The organism is Neisseria sp. P0009.S007, assembly GCF_051962515.1.
In genome coordinates, this window is record NZ_JBQCVF010000210.1 from 1 (window position 1) to 2329 (window position 2329).

Below are 2329 nucleotides of genomic sequence, written 5' to 3' on the forward strand. Positions count from 1 at the left end.
TCCCATCTTGGCAAGCATTTTAAAACAAAGTTACTCACGAAATTATAAAAACCAATGATTTTAAAGAAAATTAAATACACACCTTATTTTCCAATCCAATACGCTCAAAGGCCGTCTGAAAACCGCCCCAGCGCAAAACATCATTGTTTCTGTTAAAATAACGCCTTTTACATCTTTCGTCTGCACCCATGCCACCCCGCCATCCTTACCGCCGCCTGCGCCCAGCCAAATCCCATCTGCCCGAAGTCGGCATCTCCGAAGAAGGCAATATCCGTTCCCTGCACTTGGGCAGCGACACCATTCAAAGCTCCATGAATGTCGATCATCCGTCCGAGCTGGTGTTGTCGTACAGCCGCGCCATGATGGGTTGGCTGCTGTTTGCAGAAACCCCGCCCAAACACATCACCCAAATCGGCTTGGGCGGCGGCTCGTTTGCCCGTTGGATAGATAGCTATCTGCCCCACACCAAGCAAACCGCCATTGACATCAATCCGCAAGTCATCGCCGTAGCGCGCAGCCTGTTTGAATTGCCGCACGAAGGCGAAAATTTTGAAATTATCGAGGCGGATGGTGCGGAATATATTAAAGTGTTCCGCCACAATACCGATGTGATTTTGGTAGATGGTTTTGACGGCGAACAGATTATCGATGCTTTGGTAGAAGAACCCTTCTTCCAAGACTGCCGCAACGCCCTTTCCCCCGACGGCGTATTTGTCACCAACTGGTGGAGCGGCGACCAGCGTTACCAACGCTTTGTCGAACGCCTGCTCAACGTCTTTGACGGCCGCGTACTCGAGCTGCCTGCCGAGAGCCACGGCAACGTAGCAGTCATGGCATTCCAAAGCAGCCCCAAAGAGCAAAATCTCGACAACCTGAAAAAACGCGCCGAAAAATTAAGCGAAAAATACGGCTTGGACTTCAAACGGATGCTTGCTGATTTGAAAGCCAACAATCAAAACAACGGCAAGAATTTTTATCTGTAAACCGTTTCAGGCCATCTGAAAAAACAAACAAGGACACACTCATGCTCAAACCTGACATCATTCAAATCCCCGGCCCGGCCGGTTTGCTGGAAACCATCTACCTGCCAAGCACACAAGAATCCGCCCGCGGCGTTGCCGTCATCAACCACCCCAATCCCCTGCAAGGCGGCACCAACACCAACAAAGTCATCCAAACCGCCGCCAAAGCCCTCAGCCAACTCGGCTTCCATTGCTATCTGCCCAATTTGCGCGGCGTAGGCAATAGCGAAGGCGAACACGATTACGGCCGCGGCGAAACGCAAGACTGTATTGCCGTTATCGACTACGCCCGCGCGCAACATCCAGACGCACCGCAATTCGCCCTGGCCGGCTTCTCATTCGGCGGCTACGTTTCCACCTTTGCCGCCCAAGAACGCACGCCTGATTTGCTGTTGCTGATGGGCGCCGCCGTCCATCACTACACCGACCGCCCGGAACCATCAGACGTTCCCAACGTCGCCAAAACATTGATGATTCATGGCGCGGAAGACGAAGTCGTTGAAATCAACAAAGCCCTGACATGGGCAGAACCACAAGGCCTGCCGGTTGTAACCATTGCCGGCTCGTCCCATTTCTTCCACGGCAAACTCATCGTTTTACGCGATACGATCACACGGTTTGCACCGGCTTTATTAGGCTAAAATACAGCTACAAAATAAAACAAGGCCGTCTGAAAGCTTTTTCAGACGGCCTTGTTTGTATGAAAACCTTATTATCAAATATCAGGCTCAAGTATTCAGAAATCCATCAAGGATTTTCTACTTAACATCTCAATTCTGAGTCAACCAATACTGCAAACCAATCAAAGTCTTACCATCTTTGATTTCATCGTTTACCAATGCATTACGCACCTCGTCCTTGCTCATCAGGACAGTTTCTGTAATTTCATCCTCATCGTTGCTCAACTCGCTGCCCAAACGCACGCCTTGCGCTTGGTAAAGATACATTTTTTCATCACAAAAACCGACTGCGGTATAAAAGGAGTACAACAGTTTGACACTGTCGGCGACATATGGCGTTTCTTCCGCCAACTCACGCAAAGCGCATTCGGCAGGATCTTCGCCTGCAATATCCAATTTACCCGCAGGCAATTCCAACGTCGCCTGATCGGCTGCATAACGCCATTGGCGCACCAAAACAACTTTGCCGTCTTCCGTTTCCGCCAATACACACGCAGCACCCGGATGGCGGATCACAACCCGTTGGCTTTCGTTGCCGTTGGGCAGGCGCACCCGATCGCGGCTGATGGTAACAAAAGAACCTTCGTAGATTGGCTCACTGCTTAATTTAGTTTCTTTCAAATCCAT

The 2329-nt window shown here is 50.4% G+C and carries 3 protein-coding genes; 2 read left to right on the forward strand and 1 reads right to left on the reverse strand.

Annotated features, from left to right (window positions below; genetic code table 11):
- The first annotated feature begins 188 nt into the window (after nucleotides 1-188).
- Together ACTHS3_RS11665 and ACTHS3_RS11670 are read left to right on the forward strand one after the other, a co-directional pair.
- Nucleotides 189-983 carry a polyamine aminopropyltransferase gene (locus ACTHS3_RS11665; protein WP_003685283.1) on the forward strand — a complete coding sequence of 265 codons (795 nt, stop codon included), beginning with the start codon at nucleotides 189-191 and terminating at the stop codon, nucleotides 981-983.
- Nucleotides 984-1024: 41 nt separating this feature from the next.
- Nucleotides 1025-1663 carry an alpha/beta hydrolase gene (locus ACTHS3_RS11670; protein WP_049336520.1) on the forward strand — a complete coding sequence of 213 codons (639 nt, stop codon included), beginning with the start codon at nucleotides 1025-1027 and terminating at the stop codon, nucleotides 1661-1663.
- A 129-nt stretch (nucleotides 1664-1792) separates the two neighbouring features.
- Here ACTHS3_RS11670 and ACTHS3_RS11675 read toward each other — a convergent pair.
- Nucleotides 1793-2329 (reverse strand): NUDIX hydrolase (locus tag ACTHS3_RS11675; RefSeq protein WP_004520157.1); only part of this gene is annotated, 537 nt, incomplete at its 5' end.

What these genes read in the sequence shown, in the direction of transcription:
- ACTHS3_RS11665 (WP_003685283.1), top strand. Translation starts at nt 189, where the DNA reads ATGCCACCCCGCCATCCTTACCGCCGCCTGCGCCCAGCCAAATCCCAT.
- ACTHS3_RS11670 (WP_049336520.1), top strand. Translation starts at nt 1,025, where the DNA reads ATGCTCAAACCTGACATCATTCAAATCCCCGGCCCGGCCGGTTTGCTG.